The following is a 22,394-nucleotide window of genomic DNA, read 5'->3' as shown; positions in this document are numbered from 1 at the left end:
CCACGGGGCTGCCGCACTCCGGCTGGGAGCTGGTAGAGCACCTCCGCATCGCCCAACGCGACATCCTGGATTTCTGCCAGGCCGATGCCTACGAACAGCCGGCCTGGCCCGACGACTACTGGCCCGCGGCCGCGGCGCCCCCCAGCGAAAACGCCTGGCACGACAGCCTGCAGCAGATCCGCGACGACCACGCCGCCCTCTGCACGCTCGTGCGCGACACGCCCGACCTGATGGCCGTCGTACCGCACGGCGAAACGCAAACCTTCTTGCGCGAAGCCCTGCTCGTTGCCGACCACAACGCGTACCACCTCGGGCAACTGGTGGATGTGCGGCGCGCGCTGGACTGCTGGCCGCCCGAAGCCGACGATGCCGCATGACGCTTACGCTCCTCCTCGTGCATGCCGCGGCCACCCTGCTCATGACGGGCGTCATCTGGGTCGTGCAGCTGGTGCACTACCCGGCCTTTCGGTGGATAGACCCGGCCCGCACGGCCGACTTTCAGGCGTTTCATATGCGCCGCATCACGTGGATTGTGGGCCCGGCCATGACGCTGGAGCTAGGCACGGGCCTCGCGTTGCTGGCGTACGCGCCTGCTGCCGTGCCCCCTGCAATGCCATGGAGCGGCGCGGGGTTGCTCGTGCTCATCTGGGGCATGACGGGCCTCGTGCATGTGCCGCAGCACGCACGCCTCACCGACGGCTTCGATGCCGCCACCCACCGGGCCCTCGTGCGCAGCAACTGGATACGCACCCTCGCCTGGACGCTCCGCGCGGCTCTTGCGGGATGGATGTGTGCCGTCGCGCTGTAGTCACCGACACGGGTGGGACGATGCCCGACCCTTAAAGGCCGAAGAGACGCTCGGATGCGACCGCAACAACGTTCCAGCGTGACGCTCCGTTGGTCGGCCACGAAGCGGACGGCGCCTCGGACGCGGAGGGGCGTGCGATGAAGAAGCTGTTCTGATTTTGGGTCAAGTCAAAAATGAACATTACCCCGGAGCGCATGGGGCGCCCCCCGAAACACGAAAACGCTACGTTATCATCATGCAGGGAAAAGAAATTCCCGCATCAGATGGGCAGGGCGCATCCGGATTCGAGTTAGTACATCGCTTCCGCGCGTTGCCCGCCATGCGCCTGCATGAAGCGCACCATGGCCGGCGCGTAGTCGCGCAGCGACGGGCAGCGAATGCCGGTGCCCGCGAGTGCCGATTGGGTGTGCTGGCTGTCGTATGTTGCTGCATGATCGAAATAGTCGATGAGCTCGGGCGCAATGCCCAGCGCCCGGCCCGGCCCGGTGTTCATGAGGCCACGGGCCACCGCCGGCGGCACACCCACGTACGCCACCTTCATGTTCAGCAGTGTCGTAAACGTCTTCATGATCTGCTGCGTGGTTAGCGGCTGCGGATCCGTGAGATGAAACACGGTGCCCGCGTGCTCCGCTGTCGAGAGCGCAAGCATCGCGTCGATGACAAAATCCACCGGCACCAGGTTCACCGTTTCCTGCCCCGTACCGATGCGCGTCATGAGCGTGTAGCGCGGCAGCTTCTGCAGCGCGCTCAGGATGAAGTACGGACCGTCAAACTTATCGGTCGCGCCCGTTTTCGAATCGCCCACCACGATGCCCGGCCGAAAAACTACGGTGGGCAGCGTATCGAAGCGCTCCTGCACCAGCACCTCGGCGTGGTACTTGGTCTCCTCGTAGAAATTCTTGAACCCGGCGTGGTGCGTCAGCTCCTCCTCGCGGATAACGCCGGTGCGCCGGCCCGACACGTACGCCGTGCTCACGTACCCGAACACCGAAAGCTGCGGCGCATCGTCCAGCAGGTCGAGCACGTGGCGCGTGCCCTCCACGTTGATGCGCCAGCCCACCTCGCGCGGGATGGACAGGTCGTAGACCGCCGCCAGGTGATACGCCTCGGTGATGGATTCTGCCACCGCGTCGTAGCGATCGCCCAGCCCCAGATCCGGCTGCGTGATGTCGCCCGGCAGGAGCGTTGCACGGTCCCACAGGCCCAGGTCTTGCAGCACGAGGCGCGCTTTGGTTTCGAACTTGGGCTGCACCAGGAGCTGAAAGTGGGCGTCGGGGGTGCGCTGGGCCAACGCCTGCACCAGGCGTGTGCCTAAAAAGCCCGGAAAGCCGGTCAGGAAGATCATAAGGAGCCCGCAGGTTCAATGAACGCTTGGTTAACGCCGTTAATACGACGGGCCTTGGAAGCGGTTCGCGCCGTTAGCGATGATCTTCAATGCGGAGCACGCGATGGGCGGTGGCGGCTTCTTCGGGCCGGTTGGTGGCCACCACCAGCGCGCCGCCCCGTGCATGCTGCGCGGCCGTGACCTGCTCCACCAGCGCGCGCCCGGCGGCGTCGAAATTTGCCGACGGCTCGTCGAGCAGCAGCACCAGCGGCTTAGGGAGCAGGGCCGCTGCGTATTTGACGCGCTGCTTCATCCCCGACGAGTAGGTGGCCACTTGCGCGTCGGCGCGCCCGGCGAGCCCCACCGTATGCAGCGCCGCGTCGATGCGCTGTTGGGGCTCCGAGAGGCCGCGGGCGGCGGCTAAGAACGCCAGGTTCTCGCGGGCCGTGAGGCCGTCGTACACGTTTAGGTACGGCGCCACGAGGCCCACATGCTGCGGGTGGCGGGCCCGCTCGACCACGCGCCCCTCCCGATGCAGCACCACGCGGCCCGCGCGGGGCGTAAGCACACCGGCCAGGATGCGAATCAGCGTCGATTTGCCGGATCCATTGGCCCCCGTGATGGCCAGCGTCTGACCCGCGGCCAGCGTAAACGAAAGGTCGCGAAAGAGCAGCAAGGCGCCGAAGCGGTGCCCCACGCCGGTGGCGGTAAGGATAGGCATGCGCGGTGGTGGACTTTGACTTTTGTTTACGAACCGAGACCCACGGCGGCGGTTCAAGGCCGCACGTTTGTTTCATCAACGCCCGTGCCATGCCCGACGCTTCGTCTGCCGACGCCCCGCTGGTTGTCGTCGATCACGTCTCGAAGACCTACCGGATGGGCGCTGCGCCGGTGCACGCCTTGCGCGACGTGAGCCTGACGCTCCCCCGCGGCAGCTTTACCGGCGTGGTGGGCCCCAGCGGCTCGGGGAAGTCGACGTTGCTGCATCTGCTCGCGGCCCTCGATGCGCCCACGCAGGGCACGCTGCGGGTGGGCGAGTGGACGCTGGGCGCGCTGTCGGCCCGCGAGCAGTCGCGCTTTCGCCGGACCATGGTGGGCGTCGTCTTTCAGCAGTTTCACCTGATCCCGACGATGACGGCGCTGCAAAACGTGGCCCTGCCGCTCATCCTCGCCGGCGTGCCGCCTGCAGAGCGCGCCCGTCGGGCGGCCGCGTGCCTCGCGCAGGTGGACCTGGCCGACCGCACCGGCCATCGGCCCGTGGAGCTCTCCGGCGGCGAGCAGCAACGCGTGGCTGTGGCGCGGGCGCTGGTGGGCGATCCCCCGCTATTGCTTGCCGATGAGCCCACCGGCAACCTCGACGCCGACACCGGGGCGCAGATCATTGACCTCCTGGCCGACTTGCACCGCACGCAAGGCCGTACCGTCGTGGTCGTCACGCACCACCCGGCATCCATAACCGCTTACGCCCAGCGGCTCATCCGCCTGCGCGACGGCGCCCGCGCCTCCACGTGAGCGTCCCTCTGCGAATTCTGCCCAAAAGCCGCCCCGCCGGGTTCCGCTCGCCCCCGCTATGCGCTATCCTGTAGCTGTTTATCGCCCTGCCCAACCGTTCACGTTGCTATGAAGCGCTTCGAGGAATTGTTTGCCGAACTGCAAGCCAAGGTGGCCCGCCAAGATCCAACCTCGGGCACCGTACAGGCCGTACACGACGGTCCGCATGCGATTGGCAAGAAGCTGCTGGAAGAAGCCGGCGAGGTGTGGATGGCCGCCGAGCATGAAGGCAAAACCCGCACTGCCGAAGAAATCTCGCAGCTCTTGTACCACATACAGGTGATGATGCTGGCGTGCGATCTTGACCTCGACGACGTGTACGAACACCTGTAGCGCCCCACGCCCTCCGCGACGCCCTCTTTCCTACGACTGCTTTCTGCTATGCTCAAGATCGCCCTGCCCAACAAAGGCGCCCTCTCCGACGGCGCGGTTGCACTTGCCGCGGCCGCCGGGTATCGCTGCCGCCGCCGCGGCCGCGAGCTGTCGGTGCGCGATACCGACAACGACGTCATGTTCATCTTCCTGCGCCCCCGCGACATTGCCACGTACGTGAGCAACGGCACGCTCGACCTGGGCGTTACCGGCCTCGACCTGCTCCACGACAGCGGCGCCAACGTGGAGCGCGTAATGGACCTCAACTTCGGCAACGCGCGCTTCTGCTACGCGGCCCCCAAGGAACAGGACATCACGCCCGACGACTTTACGAGCCAGACGCGCATCGCCACCTCGTACGCCAACCTGGTGCGCAAAGACCTCGACGCCCGCGATATTGACGCAACGGTGGTGCACCTGGACGGCGCGGTAGAGATTTCGATCGACCTGGGCGTCGCCGATGCCATTGCCGACGTGGTGCAAACCGGCCGCACCATCGACGAGGCCGGCCTGCACGTCATTGGCGATCCTATCTTGGAGACCGAGGCTGTGCTCGTGGCACAGAACGGCGCGACCCTACAGCGCGAGGCGGCCCAGCGCTTCATCGAGCGCGTGCAGGGCATTCTGATGGCCCGCGCCTACGTGATGGTGGAGTACGACCTGCCCCGCGACCAACTCGCGACGGCCCGCGACATTACGCCCGGCATCGAGTCGCCCACCGTGTCGCCGCTGAGCAAGGACGGCTGGGTTGCCGTGAAGGCAATGGCCCGCGAGGCCCGCGTCAACGAGATCATGGACGACCTGACGGCCATCGGCGCGAAGGGCATCATCATCACCGACATCCGGACGTGCCGCATCTAACCCCCTGCAACGCGCCGCACGCACGTGGGCGGTTTCGAAGGAGGCGGCTGTTTTAGTCATCGGGGAAGGGGCCACGGCGTCCCCGCCGGAGCGCGCGCGGCCCCCGGCGGGGAGGATGGACCCGTTCCGTATCGCCTCTACGCTTGCCCCTCTTGGCGCGCCAGGTAGCGCATCAGCTTGCGCTTCACAATCGGCAACACGGTATCCTCGTACGGAAACGTCTCCTCAGTGTCAATCAAGTACGTCGCCGGATTCGGTAGATCCTTGCGCTCATCCACCAGCGACAGCTTGATGCTGCTGGGGTGCTCGGCCACGGTGCCTTGGGCAATCGTTTTGCAATGCTCGGTGCGCAGCGTGCGGTAACGCTCGCCCTCACGCGTGATGAGCGACAACGTGTAACGCAGCACGTGCACCGCCGCGGCCCCGGGGTCGCGCACAAGCACGTAGCCCTCCTGCACATACGACGGCACAATGCCCACCGTCTCCAGCGCCAGGTTGTCCTCCACGTACTCGTACACGTCGGTGCCTTCCGCAATGGCCGCGCGCAGGTGCGGCAGCGCCCAGTGCATCAGCTCCGTGACCACCGCCATCTGATCCTGGTCCAGATCCGGCCACGCATACTGCAGCCGCTGATTCTCCCAGTCGATGCCCGTCATGGTGCCCGTGGCGGACGTGCGGTACGCCTCGGAGCGCTCCATGACCGTCGTGAGGGCCTCGTGCAGCTTCACCAGGCGGCCCAGGTGCGGATATACCCGCCGGTCGGAAAACGCCGTACGAGCGCGCTGCAAGCCGCCCAAGATTTCGTACTGCGTGCGCTCCACATCGTCAACGGCGCGGGTAAAGGTTTGTAGCGAGAGCGGTTGCATAAGCGTCCTTCTCTTGTGAACGTATTGTTACGTTGGTGGATCGCCCTCATGAATAGCCAACGATTCACACAACGTCAACATGAACGAGCAATGAACATGCCAATGCGTCCCAGCGTTAGTTTAGCCCTTGCCGGGTGTGCATTCGCGCGCCGGGTGTTGTAGATTGGCGTTCGTGTGTCCGACGAATACGAGGAAGGTGCTATGTCCGCTCGCGTGCCGTCGCCTGCGGCTGCCGATCCGGTGACGGCGTTTTTGCACGAAACGCCGCCGTTTGCGTCGCTGCCCGCCGCCGTCATTGAACAGGCCGCGCAGCGGATGCAGATCGCCTATGCCCCACACGAAACGACGGTGCTGGCGCTCGATGAACCGGTGGAGGCCGTGTCCCTCATCCGCAGCGGCGCGGTTGAACTCACCGACGCCCGCGGCACCCTCGTGGCCCGCCTGGGGCCGCACGACTTTTTTGGCTACCCGGCGCTGCTCACCGACACGCCCGCCCAGCGGCAGGTGACCACGCTAGAGGACACCCTGCTGTACCTGCTGCCGCCTTCGCTCTTTCACGACCTGCGGGCGGCGCATCCCACCGTCGACCGGTTTTTTGCGCAGGCCCACAGCGCCCGCCTCCGCGCCGCCTTGGCCGAGCGCGAGGGACGGCGTCCGCTGGCCCAGCCCGTGGATCAGCTCATTACGCGGCCGCCGGTGACGGCGCGGCCCTCGGTGTCGATCCGCGAAGCAGCCGAGATCATGCGCACGGCGGGCGTCTCCTCCTTGCTGCTGTGCGATGCCGCGGGCGCCGTGCAGGGCCTGCTCACCGACCGCGACCTGCGCTCGCGCGTGGTTGCCGCGGGCGTCGCGCCGGAGGCCCCCGTACGCACCGTCATGACGCCCCGCCCGGTGACCATCGCCGCCGGCCGCTATGCCTTCGAGGCGCTGCTGACCATGACGCGCCACAACATCCATCACCTGCCCGTGTTGCGCGACGACGCGCTGATCGGCGTGGTTACCACCACCGACCTGATGCGCGTGCAGTCCGACAGCCCCGTGTACCTGATGGGCGATCTGCGGGCCGCCGCGACGGTTGACGCCCTGGCTGCTACGGCCCAAAAGATTCCGGCGCTCGTTGTTCATCTGGTGGAACGCGGCACCCCTGCTGCGGATGTTACGCGCACGGTATCGACCCTTACCGACGCCCTCACCCACCACCTGTTAACGATGGCCGAGGAGCGCCTGGGCCCGCCGCCCGTGCCGTACGCGTGGCTCGCGCTGGGATCGCAGGCGCGCTTCGAACAAACCGCGCACTCCGATCAGGACCATGCCCTGCTGCTCGACGATGCGTTCGATGCGCCGTCGCACGACACCTACTTCCGCTCGCTGGCCGCGTTTGTGCGCGACGGCCTGCAGGCCTGCGGCTATCCGCTATGCCCCGGCGACGTGATGGCCACCAACGAGCGCTGGCGGCAGCCCCTGGCTGCGTGGAAGGATACGTTTCGGCAGTGGATCGACGCACCCACCCCGCAGGCCCTGATGCACACGAGCATCTTCTTCGACCTGCGGGCCGTGGCCGGACGCACCGCCCTCGCCGATACCCTGCAGGCATTTATCCACGAGCGCACTGCCGCCAACACCATCTTTCTGGCGAGCCTGGCCACCAACGCCCTCAACCACCGGCCGCCGCTCGGCTTCTTCCGCCAGCTTGTGCTGGAGCGCACCGGCGAGCACAAGGATACGCTCGACCTCAAGCATCAGGGCGTGGTGCCCATCGTGGATCTCGCGCGTATCCACGCGCTGGCGCACGGCCTCAGCGGCCCCTCAACCGACGACCGCCTGCGCCGGCTGGCCGATACGCACGCGCTGGCTACCGACGATGCGGCCGACCTGCGCGACGCCCACGCGTTCATCAACCGGGTGCGCCTGGAGCATCAGGCCGAGCAGCTGCGCACCGGTACGGCGCCCGACAACTTTGTCGATCCGGCGGCGCTTTCTCCGCTCGACCGCCGCCACCTCAAGGATGCGTTTTCGGTGGTGCGCACGCTGCAGCAGGGCCTTGCCCAACGCTACCAAACGGATTTGCTGTCGTAGCCTATGTGGATGCGCGCGCGGCGGTGGTGGTACCGGCACCGGACAACGCATCCGGCCATGCGGGCCTTTTTGGATGCCCCCGTGCCGTCGCCCGCGGCCGATGCCCGCGCGCTGCCGTACCTGGTGCTCGACCTCGAAACGACCGGCTTGCACCCCCGCTCCGATGCCATTGTGAGCCTCGGGTGGGTGCCCATCACCAACGGACGCATCGCCCTCTCCGGCGCCCGCCACCTGCCCCTGGCGCTCCGCCGCTCCGTGCACGAAAGCGCAACGGTGCATCACCTGCGCGATGCCGACCTGGCCGGGGGCTGGCCGCTGAAAGACGCGTTGCAGCACCTGCTGCGTGCGCTCGAAGGACGCGTGTTGGTGGTGCACCACGCCCCGCTCGACGTCCGCTTTTTAGACGCCGCATGCCGGCAGCACCTGGGCGCCCCGCTGCTGGTGCGCGTCGTCGACACCCTCGACCTTGCCCGGCGCCGCCAACGCTCGCCCGGTGTGGATGCCGAGGCGCTGCGGCTCGGTGCCGTCCGGGCGGCGCACGGCCTGCCGGCGTATCCGGCGCACCATGCCCTCTCCGATGCCCTCGCCACCGCCGAGCTGTGGCTGGCCCTTCAATCGGTGTGGGCCGGCGCGGCGCCCCTGCCGCTGCGCACGGTGCTCCGCACGCTGTAGCCTGTAGCGCCCCCCGGCCTGCGCGCGTCCATCAGTCGCTGGCCGAGCGCATCGCCTCAAACATCGCTTTCACCTGCGCGCGTGGCATCCGCGTAAAGTCGTTGAACTGACCGCCCGCCACCAGCTTCTCGCCGCCGTCAAACGTCACCACCTCGCCGTTCATGTAGCTATTGGCCGAGCTCATCAGAAAAGCCACCAGCCGCGCTAGCTCCTCCGGCTTGCCAAAGCGCTTGAGCGGCACGCGGCTTTTCATCTTTTGCTCCATGTCGTCGCCCGGCACGAGGCGGCTCCACGCCCCCTTGGTGGGAAAGGGCCCCGGCGCTACGGCATTCAGCCGGATGCCCGCGTGCCCCCACTCGGCCGCTAGCGACTTTGTCATGGCCACGATGCCGGCCTTCGACATGGCGCTGGGCAACACAAAGGCGCTGCCGGTTTCGGCGTAGGTGGTGGCAATGGAGAGCACCGTGCCGCGTTCCTCTCGTTTCAGCCAGCGCTGCCCGCACTGCTGCGTGCAGTAGAAGGTGCCGTACAGGTTCGTTTTGATGATCGCGTCGAAGCCGTTGGGCGAGATGTCTTCGGCGGCCGCCAGAAAGTTGGCCGCGGCATTATTGACGAGCCCCGTTACCGGCCCCTGCCGCTCCTCGGCAGCATCAAAGAAGTCGCGCACGGCATCGGCCTCGCGCACGTTGCAGGAGATACCCGCGGCCGTGCCGCCGGCGTCGCGAATGGCCGCTACCGTCTCATCCAGCGGCTCGGTGCGGCGCCCGTTGATGGTGATGGTCGCGCCTAGGGCGGCCATCTGCTCGGCCATGGCACGGCCCAGGCCGGTGCCGCCGCCGGTCACCACGATGTGTTCATCAGCAAGGAGGTCGGAGGCAAGCGGGGCGTCGGACATAGCGTGTGCGGGTCGGTGCAAAAGCGAACGGACCCCTAAGCTAAGGCACAGCGGACTTGATTCCAATGCCCGATCCGGCACGCCGCCCCCTCCCTTTTCGTCCGGTGGAAATTGACACCCTGCGGAGCCTGGGCTTCAAGGGTGATCTGTTCTTTGGGTTTGCTCGGTGCGCTTCTGCCTATTTGCGGAGATTGCGCTTTCAGGATGACCCAAGGGCCCCCGCGTCGTTCGCATCCGCTCACTCCTCGCAATGACATTGCGGGGTGCGCGAAAAGCCGCGCGTTGATGGTTCAAATGGTTGTTCGGGGTGGTGTGCCCATCTGCACGCGCAACGCACCAAAGCAGCAAAAAGCAATATGTCATCGCGAGGAACGACCGAAGGGAGTGACGCGGGGGCCGAAGGTCATATCTATGATGGGGCCGGAGGTCATGCCTGTGGTGAGATCTCCATGTGCGAAGGCGAACGGCTCGCTGCAAAGGGTACCCCGCACAGCAGATACGCACGCGACGCCCCCAACCACCAAACGCCCGCCCGCAGCAGCGGACAGGCGTTCGTGTGTACACGTAGGGTGCTGCGCAAAATGTGCGTCAGGCGTCATCACCAGAAGCCATCAATCCTCTTGGAATGGAGGCAAGACTTCCGACTATGGTGTATATCACAGTATATGATTTGATTGAAAAAGCCCCGTTTCAATCCTCTTGGAATGGAGGCAAGACTTCCGACATGCAGACGATATACGACATACTCGACACCGACCGCCGCAGGTTTCAATCCTCTTGGAATGGAGGCAAGACTTCCGACTGTGAATCAATTTGTTGAACAGAGATTCATCATACATTCGTTTCAATCCTCTTGGAATGGAGGCAAGACTTCCGACCTTCCATTTTAAATCGCCTGCCATCAACCAGGCGATTAATATAGGGTTTCAATCCTCTTGGAATGGAGGCAAGACTTCCGACGGTACCTGAAGGAGAGATGAATACCGGTGCGAAAGGCAGCTGTTGCGGCCGCTGCAAGCCGTTGGTGGTAGCTCGGAGGCGTCATTTCTGCAGACCCTGTTCTAGCATGCGCTTGCTTCATGGCTTTTGGTGAAGCCGCCATGAAGGCGTTTTGCGTAACCCTATGTAAAAGAACACCTTGCGCGTGTGTCGCAGACCCCCCGCCTTGAGCGGACATTTTAGGTCTGCAACGCGCGTTGAATTCAATGGCATAGCACTGATTTCAACATCACGCAAAAGCAGGGTATATAAGCGGCTGGAGAATGTCAAGTGCCGCGGCCCGCTTTTTTTGCGGTGGGCTAGCGCGGAGGGTTGCCCGGCTGCGGAGGTTGCCCGGCTGCGGAGGTTGCCCGGCTGAGGAGATTGCCCGGCTGAGGAGATTGCCCGGATGGGGAGATTGCCCGGCTGAGGAGATTGCCCGGATGGGGAGATTGCCCGGATGGGGAGATTGCCCGGATGGGGAGATTGCGCTTTCAGCATGACCCAAGGGCCCCCGCGTCGTTCGCATCCGCTCACTCCTCGCAATGACATTGCGGGGTGCGCGAAAAGCCGCGCGTTGATGGTTCAAATGGTTGTTCGGGGTGGTGTGCCCATCTGCACGCGCAACGCAACAGAGCAGCAAAAAGCAATATGTCATCGCGAGGAACGACCGAAGGGAGTGACGTGGCGATCTCCATGTACGGAGCGTAACGCTCCACTGCGGAGATTGCCACGTCGCTCCGCTCCTCGCAATGACAACAGTGGTTGATGCCACAAACAAGGCGTCGATGGTTCAGAGGGCTGTTCGGACCGGTTCGCCCATCTGCATGCCCAACGCAGGCGCAGCTCACATATCGGCCGACGCCAGCGGAATCACCTGCTGCTCCGGCGGCTGCGGACGCCCCATCAGGTTGCGCTCGCGGGCCACGGCCGAGCAGGCCGACACAAACGAGCAAAACAGGGGATGCGGGTGGCCCACCGTGCTGCGGTACTCCGGATGAAACTGCACGCCCAAAAACCACGGATGGTCGGGCAGCTCTACGATCTCCACCAGGTCGGTCTCGGGATTGACGCCCGTAAAGCGCAGCCCCTCCTCGCGCAGGCGGTAGCGCAGCACGTTGTTCACCTCGTAGCGGTGCCGGTGGCGCTCCTGTACCACATTGGTGCCGTACACGCGGCGCGCCCGCGACCCCTCCCTCAGCGCACAGGTGTACTGACCGAGCCGCATCGTGCCGCCCTTGTCCGAGATGTTCTTCTGGGTCTCCATCAGGTTGATGACGGGATGCGGCGTCTCGGGGTCAAACTCGGTCGAGTGCGCGTCGTCCCATCCGCACACGTGGCGCGCGAACTCCACGATGGCGCATTGCAGCCCCAGGCAAATGCCAAAGAACGGAAGCTCGTGGGTGCGGGCGTACTGCACCGCCGCAATTTTGCCCGCAATGCCGCGATCGCCAAACCCGGGGGCCACCAGCACCCCCGCCACATCGCCCAGCCGGTCGGCCACATTGTCGGGCGTTAGGTCGTCCGACAGCACAAACGAGATGTCGATCTGGAGTTGGTCGGGCACGCCGGCCAGCATCAAGCTTTCCGTAATCGACTTGTACGCGTCCTGGTGCTCCACGTACTTTCCCACAAGCGCAATGGGCACGGTAGCTTCCGGATTCTTGAGCTGCTTCAGGAAGTTCACCCAGGCGTCGAGGTCGGGCGTGTCGGCGATCTGCGCCCGCTCGCTATCCGAAAACAGGTGGTTGACGGCCAGCGTGCCGGCCTGCTCGTCTTGCAGCAGCAGCGGCACCTCGTAGATTGTCTCGGCGTCCAGCATCTGCAGCACCGCCTCGGTTTCTACGTTGCAGAACAGGGCGATCTTTTCGCGGATCTCGGCGCTCAGGGCGCGCTCCGAGCGGCACACCAGCACGTCGGGCTGCAAGCCGTTGGCCAGCAGCGTTTTAACGGAGTGCTGGGTGGGCTTCGTCTTGAGCTCGCCCGCGGCGCGCAGGTACGGCACTAGGGTAAGGTGCGCGAGCATCGAGTTGGCGCGGCCCAGCTCGTTGCGCAGCTGCCGGATGGCCTCCAGGTACGGCTGGCTCTCGATGTCGCCCACGGTGCCGCCAATCTCGGTGATGACGACGTCGTACGTGCCGGTTTGGCCGAGCTTCAGCATCCAGTGCTTGATCTCGTCGATGATGTGCGGCACCACCTGCACGGTTTTGCCGAGGTAGGCGCCGGCGCGCTCCTTGGCGATGACCTCCGAGTACACGCGGCCGGTGGTTACGTTATTGGCCTGCGAGGTGGGGCGGCCCAAAAAGCGCTCGTAGTGGCCCAGGTCGAGATCGGTCTCGGCGCCGTCTTCGGTCACGTACACCTCGCCGTGCTCGTAGGGGTTCATCGTCCCCGGATCGACGTTGATGTACGGGTCGAACTTTTGGATGGTGACGCGCAGGCCGCGCGCTTCGAGCAGGCGGCCCAGCGAAGCGCTAAAGATGCCTTTGCCGAGCGACGAGGTGACGCCGCCGGTCACAAAAATATATTTCGTTTGCACGGGTCGGTGGGGTCGGGTGATGCACGCAGAAGAACTGGAAGACAACATACGCGCAAGCTACGCGTCTTTCAATGGGGAACCGGCGGGCCCGGGCCTGCCGGTGGTGAAGGTCACGCGGCTTTTCTGTTTGGAGATGATCAATCGAGGGTGCTATGTCTGATGCGTGGCCGACCGTACGGGCGTACGCCGTGCATCTCTTCACGGCGTCGGGCGTGCTGTGCGCGCTCGCGGCCTTGTGGTACGTGATGCGCACGCCCCCGGCCCCGGCGTGGGCATTTGCCATGCTGGGGCTTGCCGTGCTCATTGACGCGGCCGACGGGCCGCTGGCGCGCCGCTGGGCGGTAACCATCCATGCCGCCCGCATCGACGGCGGCCTGATCGACAATATCGTTGACTACCTCACGTTTACGTTTCTGCCGCTGGTGCTGGTGTGGCGCATGGGCTGGCTCGCGGGCCCCGATGTGGTGTGGGTGGGGCTGGCCATGACGGCGAGTTTGTTTGGCTTTGCCAACCACAGCGCCAAGCAGGCAGCCGACGGGTTCTTTTTGGGCTTTCCGTCGTACTGGAATATTCTGGCGTATTACGCGGGCCTGTTGCACGCGGCGTACGGCGCTACGGGCCGCGCGGTGATGCTGGGGGTGGTGCTGCTGGCCACAGCGCTTACCGTGGCGCCGGTGCGCTTCATCTATCCCAACCAGGCGCCGTCGCCCTGGAAGCCGTGGATCATTGGCGGCGCGCTGGGGTGGCTGGCGCTGCTGGTGGGCTTCTTGCCCACCTACCCGGCCGTGCCAACGTGGGCGCAGCCCTGGGGCCTGCCGGTGTCTATGCTCTACCCGGCGTTTTATGTGGGCCTGTCGGGGTACCTGGATGTGCGCCTGCGCCGGGCGGCCTAGGGCGGAAGGCGGTGCGCAGCAACGCTGCCCGCCGACCGCGTGCGCAAGGATGGAGCCTTGGGGCACCTCCTTCCCCCTTCAAACACGAAACGCCTGCTCGCAGACGCGGGCAGGCGTTGGTGTATATGCTCGGGGTGCGGCGTTAGCGCGTGTCAGGCACTGCTGGAAGCCATCAATCCTCTTGGAATGGAGGCAAGACTTCCGACGCACCATTCGTAATACCGTAACGCCGTGTACTGCAATTCACGTTTCAATCCTCTTGGAATGGAGGCAAAACTTCCGACCTTATCAACGCCGGCGACTATGATCGGGTGTTGCACCGTTTCAATCCTCTTGGAATGGAGGCAAAACTTCCGACGAGGCCGACCAATTCGAGATCCACGAAGAGCCGTTCGCGGCGATCGTGTTTCAATCCTCTTGGAATGGAGGCAAGACTTCCGACTGGCGGCCGGCGACTACAAGGGTCGCGACGTGGTCGCGACGCTGTTTCAATCCTCTTGGAATGGAGGCAAGACTTCCGACATTCGTGGACCACGGAAGCATTAACCGTGAGTGGTTCGGCCCGTTTCAATCCTCTTGGAATGGAGGCAAGACTTCCGACTTTTTTGGTTATCGGCGATTGTGCCGATAGACCAGCCAAAGTTTCAATCCTCTTGGAATGGAGGCAAGACTTCCGACTCATCGTCTTGGACCAGTACCTCCCTTGGTCCGGAATGCCAGGTTTCAATCCTCTTGGAATGGAGGCAAGACTTCCGACGGTACCTGAAGGAGAGGTGAATACCGGTGCGAAAGGCAGCTGTTGCGGCCGCTGCAGGCCGTTGGTCGTAGCACGGAGGCGTCATTTCTGCAGACCCTGGTGCTAGCATGCGCTTGCTTCATGGCTTTTGATGAAGCCATCGTGAAGGCATTTTGCGCAACCCTATGTAAAGAACACCTTGCGCGTGTGCCGCAGACCCCCCCGCCTTGAGCGGACATTTTAGGTCTGAAGCGCGCGTTGAATTCAATGACGTAGCACTGATTTCAACGCCACACGGATTGCAGGGTAGTAAGCGTGAGTGGTTCGGCCCGTTTCAATCCTCTTGGAATGGAGGCAAGACTTCCGACTTTTTTGGTTATCGGCGATTGTGCCGATAGACCAGCCAAAGTTTCAATCCTCTTGGAATGGAGGCAAGACTTCCGACTCATCGTCTTGGACCAGTACCTCCCTTGGTCCGGAATGCCAGGTTTCAATCCTCTTGGAATGGAGGCAAGACTTCCGACGGTACCTGAAGGAGAGGTGAATACCGGTGCGAAAGGCAGCTGTTGCGGCCGCTGCAGGCCGTTGGTCGTAGCACGGAGGCGTCATTTCTGCAGACCCTGTGCTAGCATGCGCTTGCTTCATGGCTTTTGATGAAGCCATCGTGAAGGCATTTTGCGCAACCCTATGTAAAAGAACACCTTGCGCGTGTGCCGCAGACCCCCCGCCTTGAGCGGACATTTTAGGTCTGAAGCGCGCGTTGAATTCAATGACGTAGCACTGATTTCAACGCCACACGATTGCAGGGTATGTAAGCGGCTGGAGAATGTCAAGCGCCGCGGCCCGCTTTTTTTGCGGTGGGCTAGCGCGGAGGGTTGCCCGGCTGGGGAGGTTGCCCGGCTGGGGAGATTGCCCGGCTGGGGAGATTGCCGCGTCGTTCGCATCCGCTCACTCCTCGCAATGACATTGCGGGGTGCGCGAAAAGCCGCGCGTTGATGGTTCAAATGGCCGTCCGGGGTGGTGTGCCCATATGCACGCACAACGTGTCAAAGCAGCAAAAACTGATGTGTCATCGCGAGGCGCGAGCGGCAGTGAGCAACGTGGGGGCCGGAAGGTCATGCCCGTGGTGCGATCTCCATGTACGGAGCGTAACGCTCCACTGCGGAGATTGCCACGTCGCTCCGCTCCTCGCAATGACAACAGTGGTTGATGAAAAATAGAGCGTTGATGGTTCAGATGGCTATTCGGGGTGGTCTGCCCATCTGCACGCACAACGCAACAGAGCAGCAAAAAGCAATGTGTCATCGCGAGGACTGAACGAAGTGAAGGACGTGGCGATCTCCATGTGCGAAGGCAACGGCCGATTGCGGAGATTGCGCTTTCAAGCATGACCCAAGGGCCCCCGCGTCGCCTTTGGCTCCTCGCAATGACAACAGTGGTTGATGAAAAATGGAGCGTTGATGGTTCAGATGGCCATTCGGGGTGGTCTGCCCATCTGCACGCGCAACGCACCAAAACAACCTAACCTTTCCTGTCATCGCGAGGACTGAAGGGCCTTGGTCATGCCACTGGTGCGAAGTAAAGGACGCGGGGGCCGAAGGTCATATCTATGATGGGGCCGAAGGTCATGCCCGTGGTGCGATCTCCATGTACGAAGGCGAACGCCCCATTGCGGAGATTGCCCGGCTGCGGACATTACCCTTCGGGAGAGGGTACGGCGGGGCGGATGCAGGAGTGCAGCGCAGCCATTATGTTGGCCCCACGCGCACTCTCCACAAGACGTTGATGCATCATGTCGTTCGACCTCTCCGACAAAGTAGCCATTATCACCGGCGCCTCGCGCGGCATTGGGCGCGCCATTGCGGAGGCTTACGCCGCCGCCGGCGCCCGCGTGGTCCTGTCGAGCCGCACGCAAGAAACCCTCGACGCCGTCGCTGCCGACATCGAAGCCGCCGGCGGCACGGCGCTCCCCCACGCCGCCCACACCGGCGACCGCGCCGCCATTCAGCAGCTCGTGGAAACCACCGTCGACACCTTCGGCGGCGTCGACGTGCTGGTCAACAACGCCGCGACGAATCCGCACTTTGGACCACTGCTCACCGCCGAGGAAGGCCACTGGGACAAAACGTTTGACGTAAACGTGAAGGGCTACTGGCGCACCATCCAGGCCTGTGCCCCGGCGCTGGGCGACGGCGGCGGCTCGGTCATCAACGTGGCCTCCATTGCGGGCGAGCAGCCCTTTCCCGGCATGGGCGTGTACTGCGCCAGCAAGGCAGCCGTCCTAATGCTCACCGAAACGCTTGCGGCCGAGCTGGCGGACGCGGACATCCGCGTCAATGCTATGGTGCCGGGCTTTGTAAAGACGAAGTTCAGCAAGGCGATTTGGGACAACGAGCGCTTTAACGAGGCGGTGCTGCGGGCCACCCCCCAGCAACGCATGGCCGAACCCGAGGAGCTGACCGGCCTGGCCTGCTACCTGGCCAGCGACGAGAGCGCGTTTGTAACCGGCGCGGCGCTCCGCATCGATGGCGGGCTGCGGGTTGGCACGGGCGCCGCACCGTAACCTGAAGCGTTGCCCGGCACTTCTTCGAAATTCGTGCATTGAAAATATGAAGAGGACACGAATCGAAGAACCAACGTGAGAGGTCGCCATGTCCAGCCTCCACCGCTCGGCCGGTTTACCGTCGCGTCGCCGCAGGCCGGCAACGTACCGCACCCGCCTCTTGGGGAGCGTGGTGCTGGTGCTGCTGCTGTGTCTGGGCGCGGTGCACCTTCCGTGGGCGTCATGGATCGATGCGCCCGGCCGGGTGGGGTGGATCGCCCGAGCGGCCGCTAGCGAGCGTATCCAACTGCTCGACCTACGTCCGCCCTCGTCTGATGCTGACGCGCCGGCCCCCTCCGTGGCGCGCAACCGGCTGTTGGGCGTCGTAGGCGCCCCGCCGCCCACGCAGCAGCGCGACCCATCGCCCGAGGCCCAGGCGACCACCGGCCGCTCTGGAGCGCCTGTGCCGCCCCCGCCTGAAGCCACCGATGACGTTCCTCCGGCGGTCGCGATGCGCACGCTAGGCGCCACGATGAACCGCGGGCCGGGGGTGAAGGGCGGGCTGGGCTCGCTGTACCTAAACATCGAGTATCCGCGCGAGGCCCGCATGCAGGGCATCCAGGGCCAGGTGGTGCTCACATTCGTTGTGCAGCCCAGCGGGCGAACGGCGCGCATCCGGGTCCGGAAATCGCTGCACCCCCTGTGCGACTCCGCCGCGGTGCGTGCCCTCCGAACCACCCGCTTCGTGCCCGCCACCCGCAACGGCACCGCCATCCCCATCCACATGCAGCTTCCCATCACTTTTCGGCTGACCAACGCGCCAGCGCCCGCCCACCATACGCCCGCCACAGCCAACCGCGGACGCTCGTCCACAAAGGAACGTTGAAGCCCCCTCGTCGTGCAATAACGATGCGTTGCGAGTTTACCTGCAACAAAAAATCGCGCGCTGTGGAAGCGCTTTTTCGCCGTTCCGCTCACCGTCCCGATATACCATGCCAGAATCGACTGTAGCGCCCCAAACGGATCCTACGACGGCCGAGGATTTTCTGCCGATCAACGGCACCGATTACATTGAGTTTTACGTTGGCAACGCCAAACAATCGGCGCTCTATTATGCCCACTGCTTTGGCTTCAGCATCGCGGGCTACCGCGGCCCCGAAACCGGCCACCGCGAAGCATCGAGCTGGCTCCTCACGCAGGACAAGATTCGGTTTGTGCTCACGACAGCGCTCACGCCCGGTCACCCCGTAGCCGACCACGTACAGCGCCACGGCGATGGCGTGAAGGACATTGCCCTGTGGGTGGACGACGCCGCGCAGGCCTATCAGGAGGCGACGTCGCGCGGCGCGGTGCCCGTGCACGAGCCCACCCACCACGAGGATGCCGACGGCACGATCGTAACCGCAGCCATCGCCACCTACGGCGACACCATCCACACGTTTGTAGACCGCTCGGCCTACGACGGGCTGTTCTTCCCGGGCTTTGTGCCGTACGAAAACGACGACTGGCACGCCACGCCCACCGGCCTGAAGTACGTCGACCATTGCGTGGGGAACGTCGCGCGCGGCGACATGGACAAGTACGTCGACTACTACGCCCGCACCATGGGCTTCTACAACATGCTCCACTTCACCGACGACGACATCTCGACGGAGTACTCCGCGCTGATGTCGAAGGTGATGGCCAACGGCAACGAGCGCATCAAATTTCCCATCAACGAGCCGGCCGAAGGCAAACGGAAAAGCCAGATTGAGGAGTACCTCGAGTTTTACAACGGCGCGGGCGTGCAGCACGTGGCCATTGCCACCGACGACATCATTGCGACCGTGCGCGACCTGCGCAGCCGCGGCGTTGAGTTCCTGGAGGTGCCCGACACCTACTACAACCCCGAAACGCTGAAGAAGCGCGTGGGCGACATCGATGAACAAATCGACGCGCTGCATGAGCTAAGCATTCTGGTAGACCGCGATCCGGAAGGCTACCTCCTGCAGATCTTTACCAAGCCGCTGCAAGACCGTCCCACGGTATTCTTCGAAATCATCCAGCGGAAAGGGGCCCGCACGTTTGGCGAAGGCAACTTCAAGGCCCTTTTTGAAGCCATTGAGCGCGAACAAGCCAAGCGCGGCAACCTGTAGCGTTCCCTTGCCTGCTATCTTCTGAAAAGCAACCATCGTTATGCCGTACTACACACGCGTTGGAAACGTCCCCAAGAAGCGCCACACCCAATTTCGCCGCCCCGACGGCGAGCTCTACACCGAGGAGGTGATTGGCGCGGAGGGCTTTAGCGGCATCTCGTCGATCGCCTACCACATCCACCAGCCCACGATTGTGGATCGTATCGACGACCCGGTGCCCTACGACATTGAATATGCCGATGAGGATTTCCTGCAGCATCGCCACATTAAGGGCTTCGAGGTGGAAGCGGGCGGCGACTGGCTGAACGGCCGCACCTACATGATGGGCAACAGCGACGTGAACCTCGCGCTGTGCCGCCCCACCGAAAACATGGAAGGCTACTTCTACCGGAATGCCTCGTGCGACGAGCTCGTTTACGTGCACGAAGGCGAAGGCCGGCTGGAAACGCCACTCGGCACGGTCTCCTTCACCGACGGCGACTACGTGCACGTACCACGTACCATTGCGCATCGCTGGCACTTTACGGGCGACCTGGACGAAAACCCGCCGCGGCTGCTCGTCATCGAGTCCAACTCGGAGGTCCGCTTCCCCAAGAAGTACCGGAACGACATGGGGCAGCTGCTGGAGCACAGTCCGTTTTGCGAGCGTGATGTGCGCCCGCCCACCGAGCTGAAGACGTACGACGAAGAGGGGCCGTTTGAGCTGCGCATCAAAAAACACGGGCGGTTGCACCGCTACTACGTGCGCTACCATCCGTTTGACGTGGTGGGCTGGGATGGCTGCATGTACCCGTACGCCATCTCCATCCACGACTTTGAGCCCATCACGGGGCGCATCCATCAGCCGCCGCCCGTGCACCAGATGTACGAGGCCCACAATTTTGTGGTGTGCTCGTTTGTGCCGCGGCTCTTCGACTACCATCCCAAGAGCATCCCGGCGCCTTACAACCACTCGAACATCGACTCGGACGAGGTGCTGTTTTACGCCGAGGGTGACTTCATGAGCCGGAAGGGCATCGCGCGCGGCTCCTTCTCGCTGCATCCCGGCGGCATCCCGCACGGCCCGCACCCCGGAACCGCCGAGGCCTCCATTGGCAAAGAGGGCACCGAGGAGCTCGCGGTGATGGTGGACACCTTCCGCCCGCTGAAGCTTACCGCGGCGGCGCTTGCCGTAGAAGACGAGGAGTACGCGTACTCGTGGCAGCCCGAGCGCCATGTGGGCGGCGACGGACAGGTGCAGTCGGAGCAACCGGCGCAGCCATAGACGCCCCGCATATCCTGATGCACCCTCCGCCCGTTCTGCTTTGTGCAGGACGGGCGGTTCTGTTTGGGCCCGGCGCCCGCGCGCTACAGGGCATCGGCAATGCGCTGTTCGAGCTGGGCATGCACGGACCGGTTCTGCTCCCGCCCGGTGCGCACTTCAATCAGCGCGGACGTGCCGTTATGCGTGCGCAACGCTTCGCGCAGGGCCTGTGGCGTGGCGGGCGCCGCGTACGGCAGCTGGTAGGTAGCCGCCGCATGCGTAAACGAGCGGCCGTGCGGCGTGCCAAAGTACGGCTCAAAGACATCCGTGTGCTCGGCAATCGGCAGGAAGTGGAAGATGCCGCCGCCGTCGTTGTTCACCACCACCACCGTCACGGGCGCGTGCTGGAGCAGCGCCAGGCTGCTGATGTCGTGCCACAGCGCGAGGTCGCCAATCAGCAGCAGCACAGCTTGCCCTGTAGCATGGGCCAGGCCCGCCGCGGTGGCGACGGTGCCGTCGATGCCGCTCGCGCCGCGGTTGGCGTAGATGGGTCCGCCCGGGGCTGAAGGATTCGCGTAGCGGTTCATGTCGCGCACCGGCATGCTGCTAGCGCACACGAGGGGCTGCCCCGGCGTTCGCGCCGCAGCGACGGTGCGCGCCACAAGCGGCTCGGACAGCGCGTCGGCGCCATCGGCATACGCCATAAGCACACGTGCGGCCTGGGCGTCGGCCTGTTGCCACGCATCGCACCAAGCCGAGAGCCGAGGCGGCGCATCGTGCGACGTGAGGACCTCGGCCAGGGCCGGTAGGGCCGTTTCCCAGTGGTGGGTGACGCGGTGATCGGGATCGAGGCGCGACGGGCTGGGGCGCACTACGATGCGCCAACGGGGCCCGTGCGCCGCCAGGTACTGGCGCAGGCGCTTCGAGACGGCGCGGCCGCCGAGGTGCAGCACGGCCTCGGGCGCGTGGCGGTTCGCAAAAGCATCGGCCGCCAGCAGCTGATCGGCATAGGCGATGCGCAGCGCCTCCACGGCACCCGTCCGCAGCCCCGAGGTAACGTCTGCTACAAGCGGCCAGCCCAGGTGCGCGGCCATGCGCTGCGCGGCCGCGCGGTCGTCTGCCGTATCCAGCCGCCCGGCCACCACGAGGCCCCGCACGCCGTCCTGCCAATCGGCCATGCAGCGGGCCGCCGCCTCGGGCACCGACGCGGCCGGCACCGGATAGGTGGTGTACGGCGCGTCGCCTGCCAGCCACTGCGCCAGCGGCGCCAGATCGTTCGTTGCATCGCGGCCGTCGGGGACGGGGTCGAGCGGCTTCCGAAACATGGCGTTCACGTGCACCGGCCCCATGGGCCCGCGCACCGCCTGGTGAACGGCGTGCGCGGCGGTCGTCAGGACATACGCCAGATCAATCGCGGGCGTCGGGGGCGGCAGGTCGACCTGCCAGCGCGCATACGACCCAAACAGCTTCACCTGGTCGATGGTCTGGTTCGCGCCCGTATCGCGCAGCTCGGGCGGACGATCGGCCGTGAGGAGGAGCATGGGCACGTCGTCGGTGGCAGCCTCCACCACTGCGGGCATGCCGTTGGCAACGGCGGTTCCGGAGGTTGTAATCCACCCTGCGGGGCGCTGCGTGGCCCGTCCGTAGCCCAGCGCCGCGAAGGCGGTGCCGCGCTCGTCGACGTGCACAACGGCGCGCGCTTGGGGATGCTGCGCCACCGCCACCGTGAGCGGCGTAGAGCGCGAGCCTGGCGCAATAAAAAACGTGTCGACGCCGTGGCGCACCAGCGCCTCCACCAGCAGACGCGTCCACAGATGGGTGCGATTGGGGGCGTTGTGCACATACGATTCAGCGGGGGTGGGCATGCAAACAGCGGCTACGAGGAAAGCGACGCGTGGGGACG

18 protein-coding genes and 2 CRISPR repeat arrays are annotated in these 22,394 nt (G+C 64.7%); of the genes, 12 read left to right on the top strand and 6 right to left on the bottom strand.

Annotated features, from left to right (window positions below):
• Both SALLO_RS17300 and SALLO_RS0113330 read left to right on the top strand, forming a co-directional pair.
• Nucleotides 1–377: DinB family protein (locus SALLO_RS17300; RefSeq protein ID WP_022836805.1), on the top strand; the 377-nt coding region annotated here is incomplete at its 5' end.
• Entirely contained in the window at nt 374–808 is a 435-nt protein-coding gene (locus SALLO_RS0113330) for a hypothetical protein (RefSeq protein WP_022836804.1), read from the top strand. The genes SALLO_RS17300 and SALLO_RS0113330, both read left to right, overlap by 4 nt.
• 289 nt (nt 809–1,097) lie before the next feature.
• Here SALLO_RS0113330 and SALLO_RS0113320 read toward each other — a convergent pair whose 3' ends face one another.
• Nucleotides 1,098–2,153: an SDR family oxidoreductase gene (locus SALLO_RS0113320; RefSeq protein ID WP_022836802.1), complete on the bottom strand. Its 1,056-nt coding sequence runs from the start codon at nt 2,151–2,153 to the stop codon at nt 1,098–1,100.
• A gap of 73 nt (nt 2,154–2,226) precedes the next feature.
• Nucleotides 2,227–2,853, bottom strand: coding sequence for a heme ABC exporter ATP-binding protein CcmA (ccmA, locus tag SALLO_RS17295; protein ID WP_040605780.1), 627 nt, complete (start codon nt 2,851–2,853; stop codon nt 2,227–2,229).
• Between the two features lie 89 nt (nt 2,854–2,942).
• Between ccmA and SALLO_RS0113310 the strand changes: the two genes are divergently transcribed.
• The 3 genes from SALLO_RS0113310 to hisG all read left to right on the top strand — a co-directional run bounded on the left by SALLO_RS0113310 (nt 2,943) and on the right by hisG (nt 4,916).
• Nucleotides 2,943–3,644 carry an ABC transporter ATP-binding protein gene (locus SALLO_RS0113310; protein ID WP_022836800.1) on the top strand — a complete coding sequence of 234 codons (702 nt, stop codon included), beginning with the start codon at nt 2,943–2,945 and terminating at the stop codon, nt 3,642–3,644.
• A 108-nt stretch (nt 3,645–3,752) separates the two neighbouring features.
• A complete protein-coding gene (locus tag SALLO_RS0113305) occupies nt 3,753–4,016 on the top strand; it encodes a phosphoribosyl-ATP diphosphatase (RefSeq protein WP_022836799.1) in 264 nt (87 codons plus the stop codon).
• Nucleotides 4,017–4,064: 48 nt separating this feature from the next.
• Entirely contained in the window at nt 4,065–4,916 is an 852-nt protein-coding gene (hisG, locus tag SALLO_RS0113300) for an ATP phosphoribosyltransferase (protein ID WP_022836798.1), read from the top strand.
• 137 nt (nt 4,917–5,053) lie between these two features.
• On the opposite strand, the gene SALLO_RS17290 is transcribed toward hisG, so the two are convergent.
• Entirely contained in the window at nt 5,054–5,782 is a 729-nt protein-coding gene (locus SALLO_RS17290; protein WP_022836797.1) for a hypothetical protein, read from the bottom strand.
• A 201-nt stretch (nt 5,783–5,983) separates the two neighbouring features.
• Here SALLO_RS17290 and SALLO_RS0113290 point away from each other — a divergent pair, with 201 nt between their 5' ends.
• Nucleotides 5,984–7,858: a putative nucleotidyltransferase substrate binding domain-containing protein gene (locus SALLO_RS0113290; RefSeq protein WP_022836796.1), complete on the top strand. Its 1,875-nt coding sequence runs from the start codon at nt 5,984–5,986 to the stop codon at nt 7,856–7,858.
• Nucleotides 7,859–7,861: 3 nt separating this feature from the next.
• Nucleotides 7,862–8,530, top strand: a complete 669-nt coding sequence (locus SALLO_RS17285) for an exonuclease domain-containing protein (protein WP_022836795.1) — start codon at nt 7,862–7,864, stop codon at nt 8,528–8,530.
• Between the two features lie 31 nt (nt 8,531–8,561).
• Here the strand turns inward: SALLO_RS17285 and SALLO_RS0113280 are convergent, their stop codons facing one another.
• Together SALLO_RS0113280 and SALLO_RS0113275 are read right to left on the bottom strand one after the other, a co-directional pair.
• Complete coding sequence (locus SALLO_RS0113280) at nt 8,562–9,425, bottom strand: SDR family oxidoreductase (RefSeq protein WP_022836794.1); 864 nt, start codon at nt 9,423–9,425, stop codon at nt 8,562–8,564.
• Nucleotides 9,426–10,033: 608 nt separating this feature from the next.
• A CRISPR array of direct repeats spans nt 10,034–10,385; the repeat unit is 37 nt; unit sequence GTTTCAATCCTCTTGGAATGGAGGCAAGACTTCCGAC.
• A gap of 865 nt (nt 10,386–11,250) precedes the next feature.
• Nucleotides 11,251–12,942, bottom strand: coding sequence for a CTP synthase (locus SALLO_RS0113275; protein ID WP_022836793.1), 1,692 nt, complete (start codon nt 12,940–12,942; stop codon nt 11,251–11,253).
• 152 nt (nt 12,943–13,094) lie between these two features.
• Between SALLO_RS0113275 and SALLO_RS0113270 the strand changes: the two genes are divergently transcribed.
• From SALLO_RS0113270 to SALLO_RS17275, 5 genes are all read left to right on the top strand, one after another.
• Nucleotides 13,095–13,835, top strand: coding sequence for a CDP-alcohol phosphatidyltransferase family protein (locus SALLO_RS0113270; protein WP_022836792.1), 741 nt, complete (start codon nt 13,095–13,097; stop codon nt 13,833–13,835).
• 169 nt (nt 13,836–14,004) lie between these two features.
• A CRISPR array of direct repeats spans nt 14,005–14,592; the repeat unit is 37 nt; unit sequence GTTTCAATCCTCTTGGAATGGAGGCAAGACTTCCGAC.
• 1,771 nt (nt 14,593–16,363) lie between these two features.
• Nucleotides 16,364–17,134 (top strand): SDR family NAD(P)-dependent oxidoreductase, encoded by a 771-nt coding sequence (locus tag SALLO_RS0113265; RefSeq protein WP_022836791.1) that lies wholly within the window; start codon nt 16,364–16,366, stop codon nt 17,132–17,134.
• Between the two features lie 88 nt (nt 17,135–17,222).
• Nucleotides 17,223–17,999 (top strand): energy transducer TonB, encoded by a 777-nt coding sequence (locus SALLO_RS17945; protein WP_084696306.1) that lies wholly within the window; start codon nt 17,223–17,225, stop codon nt 17,997–17,999.
• Nucleotides 18,000–18,105: 106 nt separating this feature from the next.
• The gene (gene hppD / locus SALLO_RS0113255) at nt 18,106–19,248 is read left to right on the top strand and encodes a 4-hydroxyphenylpyruvate dioxygenase (protein ID WP_022836789.1); all 1,143 of its coding nucleotides are present in this window, start codon (nt 18,106–18,108) and stop codon (nt 19,246–19,248) included.
• 40 nt (nt 19,249–19,288) lie between these two features.
• Entirely contained in the window at nt 19,289–20,512 is a 1,224-nt protein-coding gene (locus tag SALLO_RS17275) for a homogentisate 1,2-dioxygenase (RefSeq protein WP_022836788.1), read from the top strand.
• Between the two features lie 83 nt (nt 20,513–20,595).
• On the opposite strand, the gene menD is transcribed toward SALLO_RS17275, so the two are convergent.
• Nucleotides 20,596–22,356 carry a 2-succinyl-5-enolpyruvyl-6-hydroxy-3-cyclohexene-1-carboxylic-acid synthase gene (gene menD, locus SALLO_RS0113245; protein ID WP_022836787.1) on the bottom strand — a complete coding sequence of 587 codons (1,761 nt, stop codon included), beginning with the start codon at nt 22,354–22,356 and terminating at the stop codon, nt 20,596–20,598.
• Between the last annotated feature and the right edge of the window lie 38 nt (nt 22,357–22,394).

Origin of the sequence: Salisaeta longa DSM 21114, assembly GCF_000419585.1 — a bacterium.
In the GTDB taxonomy this organism is placed as follows: Bacteria; Bacteroidota; Rhodothermia; order Rhodothermales; family Salinibacteraceae; genus Salisaeta; species Salisaeta longa.
Note: the sequence above shows the minus strand (reverse complement) of the source record. Positions and strands in the feature narration are given on the sequence as shown.